Annotated in this window: 22 protein-coding genes, 1 tRNA gene and 3 pseudogenes; 15 read left to right on the top strand and 11 right to left on the bottom strand. The window is 72.1% G+C overall.

The window, feature by feature from the left end; translation table 11 throughout:
* Positions 1-60: 60 nt before the first annotated feature.
* Positions 61-765, bottom strand: coding sequence for a hypothetical protein (locus KWI83_RS06615; protein ID WP_218513338.1), 705 nt, complete (start codon positions 763-765; stop codon positions 61-63).
* Between the two features lie 47 nt (positions 766-812).
* Here KWI83_RS06615 and KWI83_RS06610 point away from each other — a divergent pair, with 47 nt between their 5' ends.
* Positions 813-1,001: a DUF5703 family protein gene (locus tag KWI83_RS06610; protein WP_043499282.1), complete on the top strand. Its 189-nt coding sequence runs from the start codon at positions 813-815 to the stop codon at positions 999-1,001.
* 95 nt (positions 1,002-1,096) lie between these two features.
* Here KWI83_RS06610 and KWI83_RS06605 read toward each other — a convergent pair whose 3' ends face one another.
* The 3 genes from KWI83_RS06605 to KWI83_RS06595 form a co-directional block, all read right to left on the bottom strand.
* A complete protein-coding gene (locus tag KWI83_RS06605) occupies positions 1,097-1,924 on the bottom strand; it encodes a chaplin (protein ID WP_218513337.1) in 828 nt (275 codons plus the stop codon).
* A 113-nt stretch (positions 1,925-2,037) separates the two neighbouring features.
* Positions 2,038-2,271: a chaplin ChpH gene (chpH, locus tag KWI83_RS06600; RefSeq protein ID WP_218513336.1), complete on the bottom strand. Its 234-nt coding sequence runs from the start codon at positions 2,269-2,271 to the stop codon at positions 2,038-2,040.
* Between the two features lie 157 nt (positions 2,272-2,428).
* A complete protein-coding gene (locus tag KWI83_RS06595; protein ID WP_218513335.1) occupies positions 2,429-3,754 on the bottom strand; it encodes a M20/M25/M40 family metallo-hydrolase in 1,326 nt (441 codons plus the stop codon).
* Between the two features lie 154 nt (positions 3,755-3,908).
* Here KWI83_RS06595 and KWI83_RS06590 point away from each other — a divergent pair.
* The 3 genes from KWI83_RS06590 to KWI83_RS06580 all read left to right on the top strand — a co-directional run bounded on the left by KWI83_RS06590 (position 3,909) and on the right by KWI83_RS06580 (position 9,575).
* Positions 3,909-3,996 (top strand) — tRNA-Leu (locus KWI83_RS06590).
* Positions 3,997-4,278: 282 nt separating this feature from the next.
* Positions 4,279-8,145, top strand: coding sequence for a Pls/PosA family non-ribosomal peptide synthetase (locus KWI83_RS06585; protein WP_218513334.1), 3,867 nt, complete (start codon positions 4,279-4,281; stop codon positions 8,143-8,145).
* 59 nt (positions 8,146-8,204) lie between these two features.
* On the top strand, positions 8,205-9,575 hold the full coding sequence (locus tag KWI83_RS06580; RefSeq protein ID WP_218513591.1) for a M1 family metallopeptidase: 1,371 nt from the start codon (positions 8,205-8,207) through the stop codon (positions 9,573-9,575).
* 146 nt (positions 9,576-9,721) lie between these two features.
* Here the strand turns inward: KWI83_RS06580 and KWI83_RS06575 are convergent.
* Positions 9,722-10,048, bottom strand: a pseudogene (locus tag KWI83_RS06575) (peptidoglycan-binding protein); the annotation flags it as partial.
* Positions 10,027-11,121: pseudogene (locus KWI83_RS06570) on the bottom strand (phage tail sheath family protein); the annotation flags it as partial. The pseudogenes KWI83_RS06575 and KWI83_RS06570, both read right to left, overlap by 22 nt.
* A 147-nt stretch (positions 11,122-11,268) precedes the next feature.
* Here KWI83_RS06570 and KWI83_RS06565 point away from each other — a divergent pair.
* The gene (locus KWI83_RS06565) at positions 11,269-11,691 is read left to right on the top strand and encodes a YchJ family protein (RefSeq protein ID WP_256361893.1); all 423 of its coding nucleotides are present in this window, start codon (positions 11,269-11,271) and stop codon (positions 11,689-11,691) included.
* Positions 11,692-11,696: 5 nt separating this feature from the next.
* Here the strand turns inward: KWI83_RS06565 and KWI83_RS06560 are convergent, their stop codons facing one another.
* Positions 11,697-12,398 (bottom strand): FadR/GntR family transcriptional regulator, encoded by a 702-nt coding sequence (locus KWI83_RS06560; RefSeq protein ID WP_218513332.1) that lies wholly within the window; start codon positions 12,396-12,398, stop codon positions 11,697-11,699.
* 141 nt (positions 12,399-12,539) lie between these two features.
* Here KWI83_RS06560 and KWI83_RS06555 point away from each other — a divergent pair, with 141 nt between their 5' ends.
* The 3 genes and pseudogenes from KWI83_RS06555 to KWI83_RS06545 all read left to right on the top strand — a co-directional run.
* A complete protein-coding gene (locus KWI83_RS06555) occupies positions 12,540-13,067 on the top strand; it encodes a gluconokinase (RefSeq protein WP_218513331.1) in 528 nt (175 codons plus the stop codon).
* 35 nt (positions 13,068-13,102) lie between these two features.
* Positions 13,103-14,500: a GntP family permease gene (locus KWI83_RS06550; RefSeq protein ID WP_218513330.1), complete on the top strand. Its 1,398-nt coding sequence runs from the start codon at positions 13,103-13,105 to the stop codon at positions 14,498-14,500.
* Between the two features lie 48 nt (positions 14,501-14,548).
* Positions 14,549-14,870, top strand: a pseudogene (locus KWI83_RS06545) (SDR family NAD(P)-dependent oxidoreductase); the annotation flags it as partial.
* A gap of 264 nt (positions 14,871-15,134) precedes the next feature.
* On the opposite strand, the gene KWI83_RS06540 reads toward KWI83_RS06545, so the two are convergent.
* The 3 genes from KWI83_RS06540 to KWI83_RS06530 form a co-directional block, all read right to left on the bottom strand.
* Entirely contained in the window at positions 15,135-15,764 is a 630-nt protein-coding gene (locus KWI83_RS06540) for a cytochrome b/b6 domain-containing protein (RefSeq protein ID WP_218513329.1), read from the bottom strand.
* The gene (locus tag KWI83_RS06535) at positions 15,748-16,473 is read right to left on the bottom strand and encodes a molybdopterin-dependent oxidoreductase (RefSeq protein ID WP_218513328.1); all 726 of its coding nucleotides are present in this window, start codon (positions 16,471-16,473) and stop codon (positions 15,748-15,750) included. Before KWI83_RS06535 ends, KWI83_RS06540 begins: the two co-directional genes overlap by 17 nt.
* 67 nt (positions 16,474-16,540) lie before the next feature.
* Positions 16,541-17,527 carry a hypothetical protein gene (locus KWI83_RS06530; RefSeq protein ID WP_218513327.1) on the bottom strand — a complete coding sequence of 329 codons (987 nt, stop codon included), beginning with the start codon at positions 17,525-17,527 and terminating at the stop codon, positions 16,541-16,543.
* A 342-nt stretch (positions 17,528-17,869) separates the two neighbouring features.
* On the opposite strand from KWI83_RS06530, the gene KWI83_RS06525 reads away from it, so the two are divergent.
* The 7 genes from KWI83_RS06525 (at position 17,870) to KWI83_RS06495 (ending at position 23,399) form a co-directional block, all read left to right on the top strand.
* Complete coding sequence (locus KWI83_RS06525; protein ID WP_218513590.1) at positions 17,870-18,778, top strand: DMT family transporter; 909 nt, start codon at positions 17,870-17,872, stop codon at positions 18,776-18,778.
* A gap of 328 nt (positions 18,779-19,106) precedes the next feature.
* The gene (locus KWI83_RS06520) at positions 19,107-19,616 is read left to right on the top strand and encodes an NUDIX hydrolase (protein WP_218513326.1); all 510 of its coding nucleotides are present in this window, start codon (positions 19,107-19,109) and stop codon (positions 19,614-19,616) included.
* 37 nt (positions 19,617-19,653) lie between these two features.
* On the top strand, positions 19,654-20,046 hold the full coding sequence (locus KWI83_RS06515; RefSeq protein WP_218513325.1) for a DUF202 domain-containing protein: 393 nt from the start codon (positions 19,654-19,656) through the stop codon (positions 20,044-20,046).
* A complete protein-coding gene (locus KWI83_RS06510) occupies positions 20,043-20,366 on the top strand; it encodes a DUF202 domain-containing protein (RefSeq protein ID WP_218513324.1) in 324 nt (107 codons plus the stop codon). Before KWI83_RS06515 ends, KWI83_RS06510 begins: the two co-directional genes overlap by 4 nt.
* Positions 20,367-20,661: 295 nt before the next feature.
* On the top strand, positions 20,662-20,958 hold the full coding sequence (locus tag KWI83_RS06505) for a hypothetical protein (protein ID WP_218513323.1): 297 nt from the start codon (positions 20,662-20,664) through the stop codon (positions 20,956-20,958).
* A gap of 197 nt (positions 20,959-21,155) precedes the next feature.
* Positions 21,156-22,178, top strand: a complete 1,023-nt coding sequence (locus KWI83_RS06500; protein WP_218513322.1) for a phosphotransferase family protein — start codon at positions 21,156-21,158, stop codon at positions 22,176-22,178.
* A gap of 6 nt (positions 22,179-22,184) precedes the next feature.
* Positions 22,185-23,399 (top strand): acyl-CoA dehydrogenase family protein, encoded by a 1,215-nt coding sequence (locus KWI83_RS06495; RefSeq protein ID WP_218513321.1) that lies wholly within the window; start codon positions 22,185-22,187, stop codon positions 23,397-23,399.
* Positions 23,400-23,405: 6 nt separating this feature from the next.
* Here KWI83_RS06495 and KWI83_RS06490 read toward each other — a convergent pair whose 3' ends face one another.
* Positions 23,406-23,999, bottom strand: coding sequence for a TetR/AcrR family transcriptional regulator (locus KWI83_RS06490; RefSeq protein ID WP_218513320.1), 594 nt, complete (start codon positions 23,997-23,999; stop codon positions 23,406-23,408).
* Positions 24,000-24,020: the final 21 nt, after the last annotated feature.

The following is a 24,020-nucleotide window of genomic DNA, read 5'->3' as shown; positions in this document are numbered from 1 at the left end:
AAGGCGGCGGCCGCCGGGGGGTGCCCCGTGGCCGCCACCTGCCGTTCACCGCGTGCCTGGTCAGCGGCGGTCCGCGTCCAGGGGTTCCAGGTCCTCGTCCTCGTCCAGGTCCAGGTCGTCCTCCAGATCGTCGGGGTCGTCCTCGTCGTCCGGGTCGTCCGGCTCGTCGTCGAAGACGGCGCTGACGTCGAAGCGGCAGACCACGCTCTGCGGGTCGATCGTCTCGAACGGGGCCTCCAGCCATTCGCCGGGATCGGCCGGTTCCTCCGCCGCCGTGACCCACAGCGTGGAGTCGCCCTCCTCCAGGCCGAACTCCTTGTGCCGGGAGGCGATCTCGTCCGGTTCGAACTCCCCGAAGAGGATGCCCAACGCGCCGTGGATCGTGCTCGCGCCCTCCGCGTCCGTGCTGTCCTCGTCCGCCGCCTCGATCCGCTGGGCCTGCGCCAGCAGTCGCTGTGGCTCCGCCACCGCGTAGTCGCGGCGGATCAGCACGCTCAGGGCGTTCGGTTCCTCGGGCCCGGTGTACGGCGGCAGCGTGTCCTCCGCGCCGGGGATCTCGAAGGGCGTGACCTCGTCATAACGGTCGTAGAGCAGTTCGTCGTACACCTCTGCGGCCGCGGCCAGCTGGTTGAACGCCTCGTAGACGGCCGGGTCGTCCTCCCCCGACCTGCGTTCGACCGCCGCGAGATGACGGTCGAGCGCGGTCTTGACCGCCTCGGCGGCGGCGCGTACCTCGGCAGCGGTGGGCTGCGCAGCATCAGACATAGGGCAGACGCTATCCGTACTGGGCCGTTGCCCGCACAATAGATGCGATGCCGGAATACGAATTTGTCGACGTGTACGTACCGCGCGGGGTCTCCCGCAAGGACGCCACACGCCTGCTGACAGACCATGCAGAGTACGGACACTGGGAGTTGCACCGCCTGAGCCTGCTGCGTGACGGCAGCCGCAGGGTGCGGCTGCGCCGGCGGATCATCCGCCAGGTGAGGGCCACGTGGTGAGCTGAGGCGGCGCAACGGAACGGAGCGGGCCCCGCCGGGTGCGGGGCCCGCTCCGTTTCCGCTGACGGTGGGCGGGTGCGCTGCCGCCGGATGCGCTACGCCGAGGCGCGCGCCCTGCGGTACAGCACGGCGCCCGCCAGCAGCGTGCCCACGCCCAGCGCCGCGGCCGCGCCCATCGGCAGCTCGCTGCCGGTCTGGGCGAGCTGGGAGTCGTCGCCGAGCTGGGTGACGGACGAGGCGCCGGGGCGGTCGTCGTTCCCGCGGCCGGAGCCGCCGTCGTCCCCGGAACCGGAACCGGAGCCGGAGCCGTTGCCGCCGTCACCCGGCGTGCTGGGCTCCTCGGGATTGCCCGGGTTACCCGGGTTACCCGGGTTGCCCGGATTCCCCGGGTCGCCCGGGTTCCCCGGCGGGGTCGTACCGCCACCTCCCCCCGGCGGCGTGGTCTGACCGTCGTCCGCGCCGCCGCCGTTCACGCAGTCGTTGCCCTTGGCCGCGTTGCCGACGCCGACGACGTTGACGCTGTTGCCGCAGACGTTGACCGGCACGTGCACCGGCGCCTGGACGTGGTTGCCGGAGCCGATGCCGGGCGAGCCGTCGGCCTTCCCGTCCGCGTGCGCCCCGGAGGAGCCGTGGCCACCGGAGCCGTCCTCGCCGTAGCCGCCGGACGAGCCCTTGCCCCCGCCCTCGTTGGCGCAGGAGTTGCCGATCGCCGGGTTGAGGACGCCGACGACGCTGACGGTGTTGCCGCAGACGTTGACCGGCACATGCACCGGCGCCTGCACGGTGTTGCCGGACAGCACGCCCGGCGAGTTCGAACTGGAGCCGCTCGCGCCCGAGTCGGCGTGGGCGTGGCCGCTCGCGGCGGCGATCACGCCGGTCGCCGCCGCCACGGTCATCAGTCCCTTGCGGGTGCCCTGTCGCATTGGTGAATCCCTGCCTTCCCCCTCTTGTACCTACGTGAAAAGACCGGTCGGTCCCGGAGTGCAGGGCGTGCGCTCCGGGACCGACGGCGTGGACGAACCTCAGAAAGGCAGCGTCACTTGTTGATGCAGGTGTTGCCGAAGGCGGGGTTCAGCAGCCCGATCACCGAGATCGTGTTGCCGCAGACGTTCACGGGGACGTGCACGGGAGCCTGAACAACATTGCCGGACAGGACGCCCGGGGAACCCACGGCGGCGCCCTGGGCACCGGCGTCGGCGACGGCCATGCCCGCGCCCGCGAGAACCAGCCCACCGGTGGCAGCCGCAGCAGCGACGACCTTCTTGATCATTATTCCTCCTTGTTGGCAATGCGATCACAAGTAGCTGATCGCATCACCTGTAACGAGGAGGAACTAATAGGGCTACGAGCCTATGAGCGCGTTCACCCTCCCCGGTCAAGCCCAGCACACACGGGCGATTACCGATGTGTCGTTTCACCGGGTCAATTCAGGACGCATCGATGAACCGGTCGAGCACCCGCACGCCGAACTTCAGGCCGTCCACCGGCACGCGCTCGTCCACGCCGTGGAACATCCCGGCGAAGTCCAGCTCCGGCGGCAGCTTCAGCGGCGCGAAGCCGAAGCAGCGGATGCCGAGGTCGTCGAAGGACTTGGCGTCGGTGCCGCCGGAGAGCATGTACGGCACGGCCCGCGCGATCGGATCCTCGGCGCTGAGCGCGCTCTGCATGGCGTCGACGAGCTTGCCGTCGAAGTCGGTCTCCAGCGCCTTGTCGGCGTGCACGTCCTCGCGCCGCACACGCGGGCCGAGCAGCCGGTCGAGGTCGGCGAGGAACTCCTCCTCGTGGCCGGGCAGGAACCGTCCGTCGACGTGCGCGGTGGCCTGGCCGGGGATGACGTTGACCTTGTAGCCGGCGCCGAGCATGGTGGGCGCGGCCGAGTTGCGCAGCGTCGCGCCGATCATCTTGGCGATGCCGCCGAGCTTGGCGAGGGTCTCGTCCATGTCCTCGGGGTCGAGTTCCACGCCGAGCGCGTCGGAGAGCTCGTCGAGGAAGGACCGTACGGTCTTGGTGACCCGCACCGGCCACTTGTGCCGGCCGAGTCGCCCCACGGCCTCGCACAGCTCGGTGATCGCGTTGTCCTCGTTGGTCATCGAGCCGTGACCGGCCGTGCCGTCCACGGTGAGCCGCATCCAGTGCATGCCCTTCTGGGCGGTCTCGACGAGGTAGAGCCGCAGCTGCTCGTTGACGGTGAAGGAGAACCCGCCGACCTCGCCGATCCCCTCGGTCACGCCCTCGAACAGCTCGGGGTGCTTGTCGACCAGGTATCGCGCGCCCCAGGCGCCACCCGCCTCCTCGTCCGCGAGGAAGGCGAGCACGATGTCGCGCGGCGGCCTGCGTCCGCTGCGCAGCCGGTCGCGGACGACCGCGAGGGTCATCGCGTCCATGTCCTTCATGTCGACGGCCCCGCGGCCCCACACGCACCCGTCCGCGACCTCGCCGGAGAAGGGGTGGTGGGTCCAGTCGGCCGCGTTGGCCGGTACGACGTCGAGGTGGCCGTGGATGAGCAGCGCGGGCCGGGACGGGTCCTCGCCCTCGATCCGCGCCACCGTGGAGGCGCGGCCCTTGTGGGACTCGATGATCCGCGCGTCGAGGCCCACCTCGGCGAGTTTGGCGGCGACGTACTCGGCCGCCTTGCGCTCCCCCGGCCCCGAGTGGTCGCCGTAGTTGCTGGTGTCGATCTGGATCAGCTCGCGGCAGAGGTCGACGACCTCGTCCTCGCCGGTGACGCCTTCGGCCGTGCCCGTGTCGCTCACGCCGCTTCCTTCCGCAGTCGCCGCTGGTGGTCTCCCTCATCCTCCCCCGAGCCCGGTCCCGCCCCAAGACCGCGCGGGTGTGATCAGCCGTCCCCGAAAGCCTGGTAATGTTTACGTCGTCGCCGCGGGGGAAACCCAGCGCGGCAGACACCTTGTCCGGGTGGCGGAATGGCAGACGCGCTAGCTTGAGGTGCTAGTGCCCTTTATCGGGCGTGGGGGTTCAAGTCCCCCCTCGGACACCAGCTCAGACCCCTGTTCACCAGGGGTCTTTTTGCTGTGCCGGGTGGGCTTCGGGCCCTGTGTGGGCCATCTCTCCCCCGCCGCGAAGATCCCGAGGTCACAGCCCCCAACACCCGCTGCGGTACGGCCGGAACGGCGTCTCCCGGATGGCCGCCGAACGACGACGAACGTGACCTCGTACTAAAATTTCCGGCTTGTTACGGAGCTGGAGCCGGACAACCCCAGGCAGACCTGCGGGCCCGCCAGCGCCCCGGAGGCTTCCGGGATCGAGACGCGAGGACCCGATGGCAGCCACACACGAGAGCGGTGCTCTCGGCCTGCTCGACGAAGAGATCCGTGAGCGGTTCGGTGACAGGGCACGTTTCTCCGGGGGGCCGGCCGCCTCCCCGCGCACGCTCGTGGACGTCTTCGAGGCGTCCGTGCGGGCGCATCCGGACGAACTCGCCCTGGACGACGGGGCGGTCCGGCTCACGTACCGGGCGCTCGCCGTGGAGGTGGAGCGGCTGCGGGCGCGGCTCGCCGCGGCCGGGGTGGGGCTCGGGGACCGGGTGGGGGTCCGGGTTCCGTCGGGGACCAATGATCTGTACGTGGCGATTCTCGCCGTCCTCGCGGCCGGGGCCGCCTATGTGCCCGTGGATGCCGAGGATCCGGACGAGCGGGCCGAGTTGGTGTTCGGGGAGGCGGGGGTGCGGGCCGTCATCGGGGCCCGGCACGAGCTGACGGTCGACGGGCGGTCCGGGGTTCCGGCCGCACGGCCCGGTGTCGGGCATGACGCCTGGATCATCTTCACCTCCGGGTCCACCGGGAAGCCCAAGGGTGTCGCCGTCAGCCATCGCAGTGCCGCCGCCTTCGTGGACGCCGAGGCCGCGCTGTTCCTGACCGAGGAGCCGATCGGGCCGGGCGACCGGGTCATGGCGGGGCTGTCGGTCGCGTTCGACGCGTCCTGCGAGGAGATGTGGCTGGCCTGGCGGTACGGGGCCTGTCTGGTGCCGGTGCCGCGGGCGCAGGTACGCGGCGGGGCCGATCTGGGGCCCTGGCTGGTCGAGCAGGAGATCACGGTCGTCTCGACCGTGCCGACGCTGGCCGCGCTGTGGGAGCCGGAGACCCTCAACGACGTACGGCTGCTGATCTTCGGCGGTGAGGCCTGTCCGCCCGAGCTGGCGCAGCGGCTGGTGACCGAGGGGCGCGAGGTCTGGAACACGTACGGGCCGACCGAGGCGACCGTCGTGGCCTGTGCCGCGCTGATGACCGGCGAGGAGCCCATCAGGATCGGGCTGCCGCTTCGCGGCTGGGAGCTGGCCGTCGTCGACGAGGCCGGGGAGCCCGTGCCGATGGGCGGCAGTGGGCAGTTGGTGATCGGGGGCGTGGGGCTCGCCCGGTACCTCGATGCCGAGAAGGACGCCGAGAAGTACGCGCCCCTTCGGTCGCTGGGGTGGGAACGGGCGTACCGGAGCGGTGATCTGGTGCGGGCCGAGCCCGAGGGGCTGGTCTTCCTCGGGCGGGCCGACGAGCAGATCAAGCTCGGTGGGCGGCGGATCGAGCTGGGTGAGGTGGACGCCGCGTTGCAGGCGCTGCCCGGCGTGGCGGGTGCCGCGGCCGCCGTACGGACCGCGCGGAGCGGCAATCAGCTGCTCGTCGGGTATGTCGTCACCCAGGACGGGTGGGACGCGGGTGCGGCGGTGGAGCGGCTGCGGGCGGAGCTGCCCGCGGCGCTGGTGCCGTTGCTGGCGCCGGTCGGCGAGTTGCCGACCCGTACGTCCGGGAAGGTCGACCGCAACGCCCTGCCCTGGCCCTTGGAGAGGCTGGAGACCGGGGGTGAGGCGGAGCAGCTGTACGGCACCGAGGCCTGGCTCGCCGAGCAGTGGACCGAGGTGCTCGGGATTCCGGTCACGGCGGCCTCCGACGACTTCTTCGCGATCGGCGGGAGCAGTCTCGCCGCCGCTCGGCTGACCACGCGGCTGCGGACCCGTCATCCGAGCGCGGCCGTGCTCGACATCTACCAGCAGCCCACGCTGCGGAAGTTGGCGCGGCGGCTGGAGGAGTCGGCGCAGGACGACGGCTCCCGGCGGACGATCGTCCCCGTGCCCAGGCGCGCCCAGGCGGTCCAACTCCTGGCCCTGCTGCCCCTGTTCGCGTTGGCCGGGCTGCGGTGGACGGTCGTCCTGGCCGCCCTGGGGAATGTGCTGAGCGGGTACGCGTGGCTGCCGACCGCGCCCTGGTGGGCCGTGGGGGCCGGGGCCGTGCTGTTGTTCAGTCCGCCGGGGCGGCTCGCCGTCGCCGCCGGTGGCGCGCGGGTGCTGCTGCGGGGCGTGCGGGCGGGGCGGTATCCGCGCGGTGGGAGTGTGCATCTGCGGCTGTGGGCTGCGGAGCGGCTGGCCGAGGTCAGTGGGGCGACCTCGCTGACCGGGGCCTGGCTGCAGCGGTACGCGCGGGCGCTGGGCGCCAAGGTCGGGCAGGACGTCGATCTGCACTCGCTGCCACCGGTCACCGGCATGCTCAAGCTGGGGCGGGGCGCGGCCGTGGAGTCCGAGGTCGATCTGTCCGGGTACTGGCTGGACGGGGACCGGCTGGAGATCGGCCCGGTGAAGGTCGGTGCGCACGCCGTGGTCGGTACGCGCAGCATGCTCTTCCCGGGGGCGCGGGTCGGCAAGCGGGCCGAGGTGGCGCCGGGGTCCGCCGTCGCCGGGCAGGTTCCCACCGGGCAGCGGTGGGCCGGGGCGCCCGCGGTCAAGCTCGGCAAGGCCAAGCGGAACTGGCCGAAGGAGCGGCCCGCGCGGGGGCTGTTCTGGCGGGTGATGTACGGGGCTTCCGGTCTCGCGCTGTCGGCCGTGCCGGTGGTGGGCGCCGGGGCCGCGCTGGGGGTGGCGCGCCTGTTCGTCGCCCCGGGCGACGGGCTCGCTGCGGCCCTTCGGGGTGCCGCGTTCGCGCTGGTGCCGGGGACGCTCGCCTTCGGGGCGGCGTACGCGCTGCTGACCCTGGCCGGGGTGCGGCTTTTGAGTCTGGGGCTGCGGGAGGGCACGTACCCCACGCACAGCAGGGCCGGGTGGCAGGCGTGGACCGTCACACAGCTGATGGACCGCGCCCGGGAGACGCTGTTCCCGCTGTACGCCGGGCTGGTCACGCCGGTGTGGCTGCGGCTGCTCGGGATGCAGATCGGGCGCGGGGCCGAGGTGTCGACCGTGCTCGCGCTGCCCAGCCTGACGACGGTCGGTGAGGGCGCGTTCCTGGCCGACGACACGCTGACCGCGCCGTACGAACTCGGCGGCGGGTGGATGCGGATCGGGCGCGCGGAGATCGGGCGGCGGGCGTTCCTCGGGAACTCCGGGATGACCGCGCCGGGCCGCAGCGTGCCGGACGGTGGGCTGGTCGGGGTGCTGTCGGCCACGCCGAAGAAGGCGAAGAAGGGCAGCTCGTATCTGGGGCTGCCGCCGGTGAAGCTGCCGCGCAGCGCGGCCGACGGGGACCAGAGCCGCACCTATGATCCGTCGGCCCGGTTGCTGTGGGCGCGGGGGCTGGTGGAGCTGTGCCGGATCGTGCCGGTGTTCTGCTCGGCGGGGCTGGCCCTGGTGACCGTGGCCGCGCTGTGTGCGCTGGGCGGCTGGGCCTGGCTGCTGGGCGGGGTCGTGCTGCTCGCGGCGGGTGTGCTCGCGGGCCTCGTGTCCGTCGTGGCCAAGTGGGTGCTCGTGGGGCGGCATCGCCGTGGGGAGCATCCGCTGTGGAGCGCCTTCGTGTGGCGCAACGAGCTGGCGGACACCTTCGTCGAGGTGCTGGCCGTGCCGTGGCTGGCGGGCGCCGTGCCGGGGACGCCGGTGATGACCACGTGGCTGCGCGGGCTCGGGGCGCGGATCGGCCGGGGCACCTGGGTGGAGAGCTACTGGCTGCCGGAGGCGGACCTGGTGACACTTGAGGACGCGGCCACCGTGAACCGGGGCTGTGTCCTGCAGACCCACCTCTTCCACGACCGGATCTTGCGGACGGATACTGTGGTTCTCCGTGAGGGCGCGACGCTGGGCCCTGGCGGAATCGTCCTGCCCGGCAGCACCGTCGGGGCCCGCAGCACGCTGGGTCCGGCGTCGCTCGTGATGGCGGCGGAGTCCGTCCCCGACGACACCCGGTGGCTGGGCAACCCGATCGAGGCATGGCGTCGGTAGGCGCGGCTCCCCGGTGGACGAGCGGTGGTACGAGCATGGCGCAGGGAGCGGACGCGGCAGTGGCGGTTCAGCAGGCAGTGGGTCCGGACCCGTACTTTCCGGCCAACGGTGATCACCGGTACCGGGTGCACCGCTACGAACTCGCGCTGGACTACCGGCCGGGGCCGAACCGGCTGGCGGGCACGGCCCGGATCAACGCCATCGCGGGGCGGGCGGCGCTCGCCGAGTTCCAGCTCAATCTCGCCGGCTTCAAGGTCGGGCGGGTGCGGGTGGACAACCGGCAGGCGCACTACACGCATCGGGGTGGCCGGTTGCGGGTGCGGCCCGGCAAGGCGGTGCGGGCCGGGGCCGCGTTCACGGTCGAGGTGCAGTGGTCGGGCAATCCCCAACCGGTGAACAGCCCCTGGGGCGGGCTCGGATGGGAGGAACTGGTCGACGGGGCGCTGGTGGCGAGCCAGCCGGTCGGGGCGCCCTCCTGGTACCCGTGCAACGACCGGCCGGCCGACAAGGCGTCGTACCAGCTCTCGGTCACCACGCCGTCCGCGTACGCGGTGGTCGCCGGTGGGCGGCTGCTGACGCGTACGACGAAGGCCTCGACGACCACGTGGGTGTACGAGCAGCCGGCGCCGACGTCGAGTTATCTGGTGGGGCTGGCCATCGGGAAGTACCAGACCGTGCTGCTGGGCGACCCGGGCCCCGACGGCGTGCCGCAGCACGGGCACATTCCGGCGCATCTGCTGCCGGAGTTCTCGCGGGACTTCGCGCGGCAGCCCGCGATGATGGAGCTGTTCCAGGAGCTGTTCGGGCCCTATCCGTTCGAGGAGTACGCCGTCGTGGTGACGGAGGAGGAGCTCGATGTGCCGGTCGAGGCGCAGGGGCTGTCGCTGTTCGGCGCCAATCACGTCGACGGGGCCCGGGGGTGGGAGCGGCTGATCGCGCACGAGCTGGCGCACCAGTGGTTCGGGAACAGCGTTTCCATCGCGGACTGGCGGCACATCTGGCTGAACGAGGGGTTCGCGAAGTACGCCGAGTGGTTGTGGTCGGAGCGGTCCGGTGGGCCGACGGCGCAGCAGCACGCGGCCGCCGCGCACCGGCTGCTGTCGGGGCAGCCGCAGGATCTGAAACTGGCCGATCCCGGGCGCAAGCTGATGTTCGACGACCGGCTGTACCAGCGGGGTGGGCTCGTGGTGCACGCCGTGCGGTGCGCGTTGGGCGAGGAGGCCTTCTTCCGGATGCTGCGGGGGTGGGCGGCGCTGCATCGGGGTGGTGCGGTGACCACGGCGGCGTTCACGGCGCATGCGGCTCGGTACGCCACCGAGCCGCTGGACGAGTTGTTCCGGGCGTGGCTGGAGGAGAAGGCGCTGCCGCCGTTGCCCGAGCAGGAGTTGCGGATTCCTGTGCGGCCGTCCCTTCCGCCGAGCGGCGCCTGAGAGCGCTCGGGTCGGCCCCCGGGCTCCGCGCCCCCCGAAGGGCGCGGAGCCGTCGGCGCGTCCGAGTCGGCGTGTCTCTGTCGGCGTGTCTCTGTCGGTGTGTCTCTGTCGGTGTGTCTCTGTCGGTGTGTCTCTGTCGGTGTGTCTCAGGAGTTGGGGACCTTGAGCTTGTCCCAGCTGTACTTGCCCGGGATGCCGTCCGCGTCCTTGCCCTTGAAGCCCAGCTTCTGCTGCCAGGCCTGGTAGGAGCGGCGGTCGGCCTCGGTCCACTCGGGGCCGGGGCCCTCCTCGTAGCGGCTGCAGCCCTCGGCGACCAGGCGGCGGCCCATCGCGGTGATGACGGGGGATCTCCGGCCGACGTGGAAGAAGCCGCTGCCGGGGAAGGGTTCGTACGTGGGCTTGGGCTGGGGCCGCGGCTTGGGGTCGGGCGGCTGGGGTTTGCCGCGGAGCCGGTCGGCGATGCGCTTGCGCATGCGAAGTAGGCCTCGCGCGGCGTGCTGCCCTTGAAGGCGCCCTGGCGGAAGAGGGTGTGCAGATACGAGGAGGCGCTGAGCCGGATCTGCTGCCACAGCGACTCGTCGTTGGGCTCGAACACCACCCACTGCAGGCCGCGTTGCAGGCTCTCCTCCACGTGCAGCGCGAGCCGCCGCACCGGCACGTACTTCCACTCGCTGTCGAGGACGTCGGAGCCCTGCAGCGTGCGCGCGCCCCAGACCAGCGGGCCGGTGAGCGGGAAGGTGCGCAGGCAGTTGACGCCGAGCGGGTTGAGCAGCCCGCTCTCGCGGTCGGTGAGGTCGACGGTGAGCGAGTGCACGCCCACGAGCCGTGCCTCGGTGCCGGCCGGGGCCTTCCACACGCCGCGCTCGGAGTCGGTGCGGGCGATGACGCCGGTGATCGCGCCGGACGGCGGGAAGGCACGCAGCCGCCCGGTGAGCGGGTCGGTGAGCTGGAGGTGCGGGAAGTACAGACCGGCGTGGTTGCCGCGCACGGCGTCGAACGCGGCGACCCCGGCCCGGGCCGTGTCGACGCTCACCCAGGTGCTGGGCGCGTCGACGAGGAGGAAGATCCGCCGCTCCTCGCACAGCCGCTGCGCGGCCGAGACGACGGTGAGCATGTCCTCGGTCTTCTCGTACGACGCCGGCTCCGGCAGTGACAGCAGGTTGACGTCGGCCACGCCGCGCAGGGCCTGGATGCCGGTCTTGTCGGCCTCGGAGCCGATGAGGTCGCGCGGGCCGGGCGCCGCGCCGTCCTCGCCGCCCTCCAGCGGGAACACCGGCGGGTTGACGGAGGCCTCCAGGCCCAGGTCGTTGGCGCACTGGCCGAGGAAGCGGACAACGTCCTCGGGGTCGGTGGAACCGGCCACGACCTGGATGCGCCGGCCGAAGGGGGTGGCCTCGGCGCCCGCGAAGGCGTGCTTGCCGGGCGCGTCGGGCAGCGCCCGCAGCTTGCGCTCCAGCAGCAGCGCCAGCTCGGCCACGGAGCACGGGGCCTCGCCGTCGCGGTCGGGGTCGTAGAGCCGGAACTCGCGCTCCACGTCGCCGATCTTGGGGTGTTGACCCAGCAAGGCGGGTTCACGCCAGGCCTGGGGGAGTTTCCATGAAGGGCGGCGAACACGACTCGCACACGATGTGCGCGTGTCGGGACAGGTGATGCACACAACACCCACAGGCCGTGGTGCAGCAGAATGGAGCGCATGTCCCGACGCACCGGCGGATCCCGCCGCCCACGCCCCGCCGCCCCGGCGCACAACCCGGAATGCCCGTGCGGTCTTGCGGAGACATACGACATGTGCTGTGGCCGATTCCATCGGGCCGCGGCCGCCGCACCGACCGCCGAGGCGCTGATGCGCTCGCGCTACAGCGCTTTCGTCCGGCGCAACGAGGGGTACCTGCTGCGCACCTGGCATCCGCGCACGCGCCCGGCGCACCTCGATCTGGACCCCGGGATGCGCTGGACGGGACTGGAGATCCTCGGCACGACCGAGGGGTCCGCGTTCCACAGCACGGGGACGGTGACGTTCCGGGCGTCCTTCAGGGGAGGTGCGCTGCACGAGCGCAGCCGGTTCGAGCGGGTCGACGGGGCGTGGGTGTACGTCGACGGGGAGTTCCTGGCGTAGGGCCGCTACGGCGCCAGGATGTCCAGTTCCTGCAGCGCGCCGATCGTGATCTCCCGGATCAGCCGTTCCGCGCGCTCCGCGTCGCGCTCGCGTACGGCCTCCGCGACCTGGACGTGCAGGGTGACGGCGGCCGGGTCGGGGTCCTCGAACATCACGTCGTGATGGGTGCGGCCCGCGAGGACCTCGGCGACGACGTCACCGAGGCGGGCGAACATCTCGTTGCCGGAGGCGTTGAGGATCACCCGGTGGAAGGCCACGTCGTGGAAGAGGTAGCCCTCCAGCTGGTGTCCACGGGAGTTGGCGACCATGCCCAGGGCGCACTCGGTGAGTTCCGCGCACTGCTCGGCCGTGGCGTTCTTCGCGGCGAGCCCCGCGGCGACCGGCTCGACGGCCGAGCGCAGCACCGTGAGTGAGCGCAGCTGCCGCGGGCGGTCGGCGCCGGCCAGCCGCCAGCGGATGACCTGCGGGTCGTAGACGTTCCACTCGGACTGCGGAAGGACCGTCACGCCGACCCGGCGGCGGGACTCGACCAGGTGCATCGACTCCAGCACCCGCACCGCCTCGCGCATCACGGAGCGCGACACGTCGAAACGCTGCGCCAGTTCGTCCGTGCGCAACACGCTGCCCGGGGGGTACTCGCCCGCCGTGATCTCGGGGCCGAGGGTGTCCAGTACACGGCCGTGCAGCCCCCGGCCCATCGTGCTCATGCACACAGCGTACGGGGTGGATCACGGACACAAAAAGTCAGACTTATTCATCACAGAGTCTTGAATTCGTCGTACCTAAAAGGTTTCATTTGGCCGACGTCGGAAGCGACGTCGTATGTCGAGGAAGACAGCGAGGCAGTCATGCGTACCCCCCACGTCGTCGTGGTGATGGGCGTCTCGGGCACGGGCAAGAGCACGATCGGTCCGCTGCTCGCCGCCCGGCTCGGCGCCCCCTACGCGGAGGGCGACGACTTCCACCCGCAGGCCAACATCGCCAAGATGTCGGCCGGGATCCCGCTCGACGACGAGGACCGGTGGCCGTGGCTGGACGCCATCGGCGCCTGGGCCCACGAGCGGACCGGACTGGGCGGGGTGGTCAGCAGCTCGGCGCTGAAGCGGTCGTACCGCGACCGGCTCAGGGCCGCCGCACCCGGGATCGTGTTCGTGCACCTCGCGGGCGACCGGGAGCTCATCGAGAGCCGGATGGCGCAGCGGCAGGGCCACTTCATGCCGACCGCGCTGCTGGACTCGCAGTTCGCCACGCTGCAGCCGCTCCAGGCGGACGAGGCCGGAGTGGCGGTCGACATCACCGGCACGCCGGAGGAGATCACCGCACGCGCGGTGGCCGCGCTGGACGCCCTCGACTCCACGTCGCCCTCGGCGCCGTAACCCCTCCCCCATCCCCGTATCTGCAAGGGAACCCCGTGACCAGACTCAGCGTCGAGATGCTGGCGGCGGACCCCGTCGGGCCGATCACCTCGGCGGGACACGCTCAACTGGGCATCGCGGTACTGGCGGGCATCGCCGCCATCGTGCTGCTCATCACCAAGTTCAAGCTGCACGCCTTCCTGGCGCTGACCATCGGGTCACTGGCGCTGGGAGCCTTCGCGGGGGCGCCCCTCGACAAGGCCATCACCAGCTTCACCGCCGGACTCGGCTCCACGGTCGCCGGCGTCGGCGTGCTGATCGCGCTGGGCGCGATCCTCGGCAAGATGCTCGCCGACTCCGGCGGCGCCGACCAGGTCGTCGACACCATCCTCGTCAAGGCAGGCGGGCGCTCGATGCCCTGGGCGATGGTGCTGATCGCCTCGGTGATCGGTCTGCCGCTGTTCTTCGAGGTCGGCGTCGTGCTGCTGATCCCGGTCGTGCTGATGGTCGCCAAGCGCGGCAACTACTCCCTGATGCGCATCGGCATCCCCGCGCTCGCCGGTCTGTCCGCGATGCACGGCCTGGTCCCGCCGCACCCCGGCCCGCTGGTCGCCATCGACGCGGTCAAGGCCGACCTCGGGGTGACACTGGCCCTCGGCGTGCTGGTCGCCATCCCGACGGTGATCATCGCCGGCCCGCTGTTCTCCAAGTACGCGGCCCGCTGGGTGGACGTCCCGGCCCCCGAGCGCATGATCCCCAAGCGCACCTCCGAAGAGCTTCAGAAGCGTCCCGGGTTCGGCGCCACGCTGATCACGATCATGCTGCCGGTCATCCTGATGCTGTCCAAGGCGCTGGTCGACATCGTCATCGACAACCCGGAGAACACTGTTCAGCGGGTCTTCGACGTCATCGGCTCCCCGATGATCGCCCTGCTCGCCTCCGTCCTCCTGGGCATCTTCACGCTGCTGCGCCCCGCCGGGTTCGCCAAGGAGCGCGTCTCCGGGCTGGTGGAGAAGGGGCTCGCGCCCATCGCGGGCATCCTGCTGATCGTCGGCGCGGGCGGCGGCTTCAAGCAGACGCTGATCGACACCGGGGTGGGCCAGATGGTCCTGGACATCTCCGAGGACTGGTCGATACCGACCCTGCTGCTGGCCTGGCTGATCGCGGTGGCGATCCGGCTGGCGACCGGTTCGGCGACCGTGGCGACGGTCTCGGCGGCCGGTCTGGTCGCGCCGCTCGCGGTCGGCATGTCGACCGGTGAGACCGCTCTGCTGGTGCTGGCCATCGGCGCCGGTTCGCTCTTCTTCAGCCATGTCAACGACGCCGGATTCTGGCTGGTGAAGGAGTACTTCGGGCTGACCGTCGGCCAGACGATCAAGACCTGGTCCGTGATGGAGACGATCATCTCGGTGGTCGCGGGCGCGATCGTCCTCCTGCTGTCCCTCTTCATATAGGTCCCTAGGTCCCGTGGGGAGTCACACAGGTCCCATGGAGTTACGACGATGACAGCTCACCCCCTCTTCGACATCGGCGGCCGGATCGCCCTGGTCAGCGGCTCCGGCCGGGGCAGCGGACGAGCACCGGCCCGCGGGCTGCCGGAGGCAGTCGGTGGCCGCCGGGATCGCCGAGGTCGAGGAGCGGGTGGGCCCGCTCGACATCCTGGACACCAACCTCACCAGCGCGTTCCTGGTCGGCCGGGAGGCGGCCCGGCGGATGACGGAACACGGCCACGGCAAGATCGTCAACATCTGCTCGCTGCAGAGCGAGGTGATCCGCCCCGGCATCGCGCCCTACACCGCCACCAAGGGCGCCCGGAAGATGCTCCGCGCCCTTCACCGCCAGGCGCGCACAGGAGATGTCCGGCCCCTCACCACCAAGCGCGCCACACGAGATGCTCCGCACCCTTCACCATCAGCGCGCCATGGGAGATGTCCGGCCCCTTCACCATCAAGCGCGCCATGGGAGATGTCCGGCCCTTTCACCGCCAGGCGCCACAGGAAATCTCCGGCCCCATCACCACCAAGCACGCCACACGAGATGCCCGCACCCATCACCACCAAGCGCGCCACAGGAAATGCTGCGTGCCCTTCACCGCTCAGTGCGCCACAGGGAGTGCTCCCGGTCCGCCCACTCGCGGCTCACCGTCCCCGTGCGCATCCCCCGCCGCGCCTCCGGGTCGCCCAGCGCCATGCCGATGTGGCCGGCCAGGACGATGCCCATGGTGAGGGCCAGCCAGTCGTGCACGAAGGTCGCGCTGGTCCGCCACACCAGCGGGGTGAGGTGGGTGAACCACATGATCAGGCCCGTGCCCAGCATCACCAGCGTCGCCCCGGCGATCCAGGCCGCGTAGATCTTCTGCCCGGCGTTGAACTTCCCCGCCGGACGCGCCGCGTGCCGCTTGTCCCGGCGCAGGGCGGCCCGCAGCCAGAGGCGGTCGTGCGGGCCGAAGCGGTTCAGCAGCCGCAGGTCGGCCCGGAAGACGCGGGAGGCGAGGCCCAGCAGGACCGGCACCGGCAGCGCGAGGCCCGCCCACTGGTGGACGGTGACGACGAGGGCGCGGCGGCCGACGAGCTGGGCGAGCTGGGGGACGTACAGGCAGGCCGCCGTCAGCACGCACACGCCCATCAGGAAGGCGGACGTGCGGTGCACCCACCGTTCGGCCCGGCTGAACCGGCGGACGTGGGTGGCCCGGGCGGGCGCGTCAGCTCGTGGGCTCATCGTCCCGTCCGTTCGAGCGGCCGACCCAGGCGTCGATGTCGTAGCCCCGTTCCTCCCAGTAGCCCGGCCGCACGTCCTCGGTGACGGTGATGCCGGAAAGCCACTTCGCGGACTTGTAGAAGTACATCGGCGCCACATAGAGGCGGACGGGGCCGCCGTGCGCGTGGCTGAGGTCCTCGTCCCGCATGCGCAGGGCCACCAGGACGTCGGCGCGGCGGGCCTGGTCGAGGGTGAGGCTCTCGGAGTAGGTGCCGTCGAAGCAGGTGAAGCGGATCGCCCTCGCGGTGGGGCGCACCCCGGCCGCGTCCAGCAGCGCCGACAGCCGTACGCCCTCGAAGGGGGTGTCGGGGACACGCCAGCCGGTGACGCACTGGACGTCCCGGACCAGGCGGGTCTGCGGCAGGGCGCGCAGCTCGGGCAGCGTGTAGGTGCGCGGCCGGTCGACCAGGCCGTCGACGGTGAGGCGGTAGGTGGTGGCGTTCTTCTTCGGGACGGAGGCGGCGACGGAGTAGTAGCGGAAGCCGCCGCCGTTCGGGAGCAGGCCGGTCAGGCCCGTGGGGTCCTTGTCGGCGGCGCTGCCCAGGAAGGACTCCAGTCCGCGTTGCAGGGTGGGCGCGGCGGCCACGCCGAGGGCGCCCAGGCCGAGGGTGCCGAGCAGGACCCGGCGGCCGATCGGCCGGCCCTCCTGCTCGGGTTGTCCGGAGTTCACACGCCCATTCGAGCACCGGCGGAGGCGGTGGGACCAGTGATCGGGGGTGGCCGTCAGGATTCCGTAATCACGACTCCGGTCCCGGGACGCTCCAGCCGGGTCCGAAGCCCACGCCGAGCGTGCTGTCGCGGGCCTCCTGGAACGCCACGCGCGGGTCCCGGCCCGGGTACGACCAGGGCTCCGGCGTCGCGTGCTCGCCGATCCGCTGGAAGAGCGCGGCGGCCTCCGCGCCGCGTCCCTCGCAGCACTTGGCGTGCGCGAGGTAGTTGAGGTCGACGAGGCGTCGGGGGTGGCCGTCCTGCTCCCATTCCAGCCACCAGTCGAAGGCGGCCCCCAGCGCCTGCCGGGCGAGGCGGCCGCTCCAGTGCGCGGAGGCGGCCGGGTCGGCGGGTTCGAATCCGGCGGCGGCCAGTACGCGGTACCGCTCGGCGTGCGCGACGACCGGCAGGACGGCGAGCGGGGAGTCGGCGGGCGCCTGCTCGGCGGCCCAGTGGGCGAAGTCGTACACCTCGTGCAGCGGGTCCGGTCCGGCGGCGGCGCGGCGCTCGGCGAGCCGGGCGACCATCAGATGGTGGGCGTGGTGGTGGTCGGCGTACCGCGCCCGGACCTCCTCGAAGATCCGCACCACCTCCCGCTGGCCGCCCAGCGCCCGCTCCAGCATGAGCAGGCCGAGCCAGGGTGTGGGGTCGGCGGGCGCGAGCGAGGCGGCGCGGTGGCAGGCCTCACGGGCGCGGGCCGGCTGGTCCTTGCCGCGCAGGGCGCGCCGTACCAGCGCCAGGGCGAGCAGCGCGGTGGCGTCGGCCGAGTCCGGCTCGGCGATCAGCCACTCGGCGGCCCAGGCCGCGCTGTACGGTTCGAGCGCCAGGACCGTGATCCGGTGTCCACGCCGGTCCCAGTCGTCGCCGGTACGGGCGAGCAGGGAACGGGCGGCCTGCCACCGCCCCCGCGTCGGCGCGACGCACGCCGCGGCGAGCTCGGTGTCGTCGAGAGCCGCGTCGAAGGCCACGTCCGCGGGCCTGCGTGCACGGCCGGGGGGTGGCGGGGGTAAGGACAACGCGGGACTTTCCTCGGGCAACGGTGCTGGTCGTCGGCTGATCCCGGACAGCAAACCCATAGCCAAGGCCTATCGTCAAGCTTTTCGGCGCCCCTGACTCGCGGCAACCTCGCCTCCTGGCACGGCAGTTGCCTCAAACCCGACACGGGTGGGCAGCCAGCCTCGGGATGGAACGTGACGTACGTCATAGCGCCACGGCGTCGGGCCCCTGACCATTACGGGAACGTCACGCCGCCGCCCCGGCCCCCGCGCCGACCGCCGTGACCCGATGCGACCGCCTGGCACGGTCCCCGCACCGCCCCACGCGGTCCCCCCCCCACGATGATCTTCGAGGTAGGCAGCTTGTCGGTCCTGGTCCTGGTTCTCGCCGTGAGCGCCGCCTGCTGCCTGGGGTTCGGCTTCGTCCTCCAGCAGGACGCGGCCCAGCAGGCGCCGCGCGGCGACTTCCTCTCCCCCCGGCTGCTGCTGGACCTGATGAAGGTGCCGAGCTGGCTCGGCGGCATCGCGCTGATGGTGGTCGGCATGGCCCTCGGCGCGGCCGCGCTCAGCCAGGGCCAGCTCTCCCTGGTGGAGCCCCTGCTCGCGACCAACCTGCTCTTCGCCCTCGCCCTGTCCCGCCGCCGGACCCGGCAGCCGCTGGGCCGCCAGGGCTGGGCGGGCCTGGCGCTGCTCGCGGGCGGCGTGACCGCGTTCCTCGTGGCCGGCGAGCCGCGCGCCGGGGCTGCGGTCGCGGATCCGTCGCGGCTGTGGCTCATCATCGGCGGGATGGTGGGGCTGGCGCTGCTGCTGACCGTGCGCGCCAAGCGCACCCGGCTGGGGTCGGGCCCGGTACTGCTGGCGCTGGCCGCCGGCCTGCTGTACGGCGTGCAGGACGCGCTGACCCGGGTCAGCGGCGAGCGCTTCGCCGCGAGCGGCATGGGCGGGCTGCTGACCTCCTGGCAGCCGTACGCCGTGCTGCTGCTCGGCGTCACCGGGCTGATCCTGGTGCAGAGCGCGTTCGAGACCGCGCCCCTGCGCAAGTCCCTGCCCGCCCTCACCGCGGCCCAGCCGCTGGCGGGCATCATCTGCGGGGTCGGCTTCCTCGGCGACCGGCTGCACACGGACACCGGCGCGCTGGCCTGGCAGGCGGCGGGCCTGACGGCCGTCGTGGCGGGCATCGTCGCCCTCGGCATGCACCCGGCGATGCCACGCGGCACGGTGATACCGACCACCGTGCCGGTGCCCGCCCTGCAGGGCGCGGCGACGCGCTGACCGGGCCGGGGCGGCCCGGACGGCCCCATGAGCGCGGCTGCCGAGAGGGCTGCCCGGACAACCTGGACGCATCACCCGGCGACTGCCACAGGACATCCCGGCACACCGCCCACCCGACGCCCCCGCACGGGCTGCTCGAACGCCCCGGAACACACCACTCATGCGACTGCCCGGACAGCCCGGCACGCACAACCCACGCGACGCCCCCGACAGGCCGGCACGCACCCCCACAGGGTTGCGCCCGGACACCCCAGCACGCCCGCCCCCACCCACGGGGCCGCCCGGGCACCCCAGCACGGCGCCCCCGCGCGGCTGCTTGGATGGCCCCATGAGCGCTGCTGACGAGATCCTCGACGTCGTCGACGAGCACGACCAGGTCATCGGCCGGTCCCCGCGCGGCGAGGTGTACGCGCGCGGGCTGCGGCACCGGTGCGTTTTCATCCAGGCCCGGGACGCCGAGGGCCGCGTCTTCGTGCACCGCCGCACGCCCACCAAGCTGGCCTTCCCCTCCCTGTACGACATGTTCGTCGGCGGCGTCGTCGGCGCGGGCGAGTCCTACGACGACGCCGCCCTGCGCGAGGCCGAGGAGGAACTCGGCGTCAGCGGCCTGCCCCGGCCCTCGTACCTCTTCAAGTTCCTGTACGACAACGGCGACGGCCACAGCTGGTGGTCCGCGGTGTACGAGGTCCGCTGCGAGCTTCCGGTCAGCCCGCAGGCCGAGGAGGTCGCCTGGCACGACTTCCTGCCCGAGGAGGAGGTACGGCGGCGGCTCGGCGAGTGGGAGTGGGTGCCGGACGGCCTGGCGGCGTACCACCGGCTGGCGGCGTTCCGGCGCTGACCGTGCCCGGAGCGCCGATCCCGATAGGGTCGTGCGTGTGATCGAACTCGTACGAAACGTCCGGCTGTGGTTCGGGCCCCAGCGGATCCGGGAGGAGGGCGACACGCCCGACTACCGGTTCTCGCTGGCGAACGAGCGCACGTTTCTGGCGTGGCTGCGCACCGCGCTCGCGCTGATCGGCGGCGGATTCGCGGTGGACCAGTTCCTGCCGGACCTGACGTGGGGCTGGCGGGTCGGGCTGGCGCTCGCGCTGCTCGGGGCGGGCGTGCTGTGCTCCCTGCGGGCGGTCAATCACTGGATGCGCTGCGAGCGCGCGATGCGTCGGGGCGAGGATCTGCCGGTGTCGCGGTTCCCGGCGCTGCTGAGCCTCGTCGTCACGGTGGTGGCCGTGGCGATGGTCGTCGTGGTGCTGGTGGGGTGGGAGGGGTGAGTGCCGCCGACGCCGGGGAGCGGGATACCGGGCTCCAGCCGGAGCGGACCCACCTCGCCTGGCGGCGTACGACCCTCTCGTGCACGGTCGCCGCGGTGCTCGCGGCCCGCACGACCCTGCACGGCGGCCTTTCGGCGCCCCGGGTCATTGCCTGTGCCCTGTGCTGCGTCCTCTGGCTGGGCTTTCTGCTGGCCGCCCACCGCCGGATCCGCATGCTCGCGGCGTCCGACCGTCCGGCGGCCCTGACACCCGGGTACGCCGCCGCGGCGGCCCTGTGCACGGTCGCGCTGGCGGTCTGCGCGTCGGCGCTCGTCTTCTAGTAGCCGACGCCCTTCCGGTCCCAGCCGACGCCCCTCCGGTCCCAGCCGACACCCCTCCGGCTCCAGCCCCGCCCCTCCGGTCCCAGCCAACGCCCCTCCGGCTCCAGCCCCGCCCCTCCGGTCCCAGCCGACACCCCTCCGGCTCCAGCCCCGCCCCTCCGGTCCCAGCCGACACCCCCGGTTCCCGCCGACGCCCCCAGGGAACTCCGACGCCACGAAGCACCGGATGCCCGCATATGTCCGATTCCCGTGGCAGCCTGTCGCTCGTCCACCCCCGCACCCGAAGGTGAGCGCCATGACCACCCTGCACCAGGAACACACCACCCACCCGCACGCCCACGGCCCGGCCTGCGGGCACGCCGAGGTCCCGCACGGCGACCACATCGACTACGCGCACGACGGCCACCTGCACCGCGCACACGACGGCCACTGGGACGAGTGCGAACCCTCCGGGCACACCGCCCACGACGGCCACGACCACCAGCACGGCGAGGACTGCGGCCACATGCGGGTGCAGCACGGCGACCACGTCGACTACCTGCACGACGGCCACCGGCACGCCGAGCACGACGGCCACTGGGACGATCACTGACGATCATCGACGATCACTGACGTACCGAAAAGGCCGGACCTCCCGGCCGACCATCGCCCCTCGACAGCTCCCCGCCTCCCGCGCGGGGAGCTGTCGGCCTATCGTGGCGCCGATCACGTTCGGCCGACGCTCTGGACGGCATACCGACCGGTCGGCATCATTAGTCGGGTCCTGTTCACATGTCCGTAGGAGCGACGATGGCTTCCGACCACCCGCCAGGCCTCGATCCCGTCCGGCTGCGCGGCCTGCTCGACCGTGAGCGGCCCGGTCTGGTGCGCGGCCCGCTGACCGGCCGGCTGATCGAGGGCGGACGGTCGAACCTCACCTACGCGGTCTCCGACGGTGTGTCGTCGTGGGTTGTACGCCGACCTCCGCTCGGCCACGTCCTGGCCACCGCGCACGACATGAGGCGCGAGCACCGGGTGATCAGCGCCCTCGGTCCGACGAAGGTCCCGGTGCCGCGCACGGTGCTGCTGTGCGAGGACGAGGAGGTGCTCGGGGCGCCGTTCTACGTCATGGAGTTCGTGGAGGGCACCCCGTACCGCACCGCCGACCAGCTCGCCCCGCTCGGCCCCGAGCGCACCCGCGAGGTGATCCTGTTCCTGGTGGACACGCTCGTCGACCTGCACGCGGTGGACCCCGAGGAGGTCGGTCTCGCCGACTTCGGCCGCCCCGAGGGCTTCCTGGACCGCCAGCTGCGCCGCTGGGGCAAGCAGCTCGACGCCTCCCGCAACCGCGAGCTGGCCGGCATCGACGAACTGCACGCGGCCCTCGGGCGGGCCCTGCCCACCTCCCCCGCCCCGGCCGTCGTGCACGGCGACTACCGCCTCGACAACGTCCTCATCGGGGCCGACGACAAGATCACGGCGGTGCTGGACTGGGAGATGTCCACGCTGGGCGATCCGCTGACCGACCTCGGTCTGCTGGTGATGTACAGCATCCCGCTCGGTACGGCGGACTCCCCCGTCTCCACCACCGCCGAGGCCCCGGGCCACCCGGCACCGGCCGAGCTGATCGAGCGGTACGCCGCCCGCTCCGGGCGCGATGTCTCCGCGGTCTCCTGGTACACGGCGTTCGCCTGGTTCAAGCTCGCCGTGATCCTGGAGGGCATTCACTACCGCTACACCCTGGGCCAGACGGTCGGCCGCGGCTTCGACCGCATCGGCGACCTGGTCCCCGTCTTCATCGAGCACGGTCTGACCACTCTCCAGGAAGGCTGACGGACCATGGACTTCGCGTTCGACGCACGCACCGAGGAGCTGCGTGCCAAGCTGCTCGCCTTCATGGACGAGTACGTCTACCCGGCCGAGGCGGTCGCCCATGAGCAGCGGGCCCGGCTCGCCTCGCCGTGGGACACCCCGCCGGTCGTCGAGGAGCTGAAGGCCGAGGCGCGCAGGCAGGGCCTGTGGAACCTCTTCCTGCCCGACGCCGAGTACGGCGCGGGCCTCACCAACCTCCAGTACGCCCCGCTCGCCGAGATCACCGGCCGCTCCCCGCAGCTGGCGCCCACGGCGACGAACTGCGCCGCGCCGGACACCGGGAACATGGAGGTGCTCGCGCAGTTCGGCGACGAGGCGCAGAGGAAGCAGTGGCTGGAGCCGTTGCTGGCCGGTGAGATCCGGTCGGCGTTCGCGATGACCGAGCCGGAGGTGGCCTCCTCGGACGCCACGAACATCACCACGTACGTGGAGCGGGACGGCGACGAGTACGTCATCACCGGCCGCAAGTGGTACATCTCGGGGGCGATGAACCCGGACTGCAAGATCTTCATCGTGATGGGCAAGACCGACCCGGACGGGCCGGACATCCGCCGCCAGCAGTCCATGGTCCTGGTCCCCCGCGACACCCCGGGCGTGACGGTCGAACGGGCGATGCAGGTCTTCGGCTACGAGGACCACTACCACGGCGGCCACGCCGAGGTGATCTTCGACCACGCGCGCGTGCCGGTGTCCAACCTGATCGGCGAGGAGGGCGGCGGCTTCGCCATCGCCCAGGCCCGGCTCGGCCCCGGCCGGATCCACCACTGCATGCGGCTGATCGGCATGGCGGAGCGGGCGATCGAGCTGATGTGCAGGCGGGCGGTGTCCCGTACGGCCTTCGGCAAGGCGCTGGCCCAGCAGGGCGTGGTGCACAACTGGATCGCCGACGCGCGGGTGACGGTGGAGCAGCTGCGGCTGCTGGTGCTGAAGACGGCCTGGCTGATGGACACCGTCGGCAACAGGGGGGCCCACACGGAGATCCAGGCCATCAAGATCGCTACGCCGCGTGCGGTCGTCGGCATCCTCGACAAGGCGATCCAGCTGCACGGCGCGGGCGGGGTGAGCCAGGACTTCCCGCTGGCCGAGCTGTACGCGGGCGCGCGCACCCTGATGATCGCCGACGGCCCCGACGAGGTGCACCAGCGGTCGCTGGCGCGGCGGGAGCTGAAGAAGTACCTGTAAGAGTCCCTACGGCCGCAGGGCCCGCAGCAGCAGGTCGGCCAGGTGGTCGGCGACCTGCTGCGGGCTCAGCGGCCCGTCGGGGCGGTACCAGGTCGACAGGTGGTGGACGGAGCCGAAGTGGTAGTCCACCACCAGGTCGGCCGGGGTCGCCGTGGAGAACACGCCCTCGCGCTGGCCCTCCTCGATGAGGGCGCGGAAGCGCTCGTGGTAGCGGCGGCGCTCGGCACGCACCTGCTTGTTCTTCTCCGGGCTCAGATGGTGCATGGAACGGAAGAAGATCATCGCGTCGTCGAGGTTCTCGATGGTCGTCACCACGACGTCGGCGGCCGCGTCCCGCACCCGCTTCTCGATCGGCTCGTCGGCGTCCGCGAACGCGTCCAGGCGTTCCTGCTGGACGCGCAGCACGCGCGCGTACACCTCGTGCAGCAGGTCGTCCTTGGAGCCGAAGTAGTGGTACAGAGCTCCCTTGGTGACACCGGCGGCCTCGACGATCTCCTGCACCGAGGTGCGGTCGTAGCCCTGCTCGGCGAAGAGCCGGGTGGCGGCGGCCAGCAGCCGCTGCGGCACAGGCGTCCCGTCCGTGTCCGTCGTTCTGGGCACTGCCGCCACCTGCCTTCCGTG

The sequence above is a fragment of the Streptomyces sp. TRM70350 genome (genome assembly GCF_019219825.1).
In the GTDB taxonomy this organism is placed as follows: Bacteria; Actinomycetota; Actinomycetes; order Streptomycetales; family Streptomycetaceae; genus Streptomyces.
Note: the sequence above shows the minus strand (reverse complement) of the source record. Positions and strands in the feature narration are given on the sequence as shown.

Excerpts from the sequence above, each read along its gene's own strand:
- KWI83_RS06615 (WP_218513338.1), bottom strand. The coding sequence starts at position 765 with ATGTCTGATGCTGCGCAGCCCACCGCTGCCGAGGTACGCGCCGCCGCC.
- KWI83_RS06610 (WP_043499282.1), top strand. The coding sequence starts at position 813 with ATGCCGGAATACGAATTTGTCGACGTGTACGTACCGCGCGGGGTCTCC.
- KWI83_RS06605 (WP_218513337.1), bottom strand. The coding sequence starts at position 1,924 with ATGCGACAGGGCACCCGCAAGGGACTGATGACCGTGGCGGCGGCGACC.
- chpH (WP_218513336.1), bottom strand. The coding sequence starts at position 2,271 with ATGATCAAGAAGGTCGTCGCTGCTGCGGCTGCCACCGGTGGGCTGGTT.
- KWI83_RS06585 (WP_218513334.1), top strand. The coding sequence starts at position 4,279 with ATGGCAGCCACACACGAGAGCGGTGCTCTCGGCCTGCTCGACGAAGAG.
- KWI83_RS06565 (WP_256361893.1), top strand. The coding sequence starts at position 11,269 with ATGTCCCGACGCACCGGCGGATCCCGCCGCCCACGCCCCGCCGCCCCG.
- KWI83_RS06560 (WP_218513332.1), bottom strand. The coding sequence starts at position 12,398 with ATGAGCACGATGGGCCGGGGGCTGCACGGCCGTGTACTGGACACCCTC.
- KWI83_RS06555 (WP_218513331.1), top strand. The coding sequence starts at position 12,540 with ATGCGTACCCCCCACGTCGTCGTGGTGATGGGCGTCTCGGGCACGGGC.
- KWI83_RS06540 (WP_218513329.1), bottom strand. The coding sequence starts at position 15,764 with ATGAGCCCACGAGCTGACGCGCCCGCCCGGGCCACCCACGTCCGCCGG.
- KWI83_RS06520 (WP_218513326.1), top strand. The coding sequence starts at position 19,107 with ATGAGCGCTGCTGACGAGATCCTCGACGTCGTCGACGAGCACGACCAG.
- KWI83_RS06505 (WP_218513323.1), top strand. The coding sequence starts at position 20,662 with ATGACCACCCTGCACCAGGAACACACCACCCACCCGCACGCCCACGGC.
- KWI83_RS06500 (WP_218513322.1), top strand. The coding sequence starts at position 21,156 with ATGGCTTCCGACCACCCGCCAGGCCTCGATCCCGTCCGGCTGCGCGGC.
- KWI83_RS06495 (WP_218513321.1), top strand. The coding sequence starts at position 22,185 with ATGGACTTCGCGTTCGACGCACGCACCGAGGAGCTGCGTGCCAAGCTG.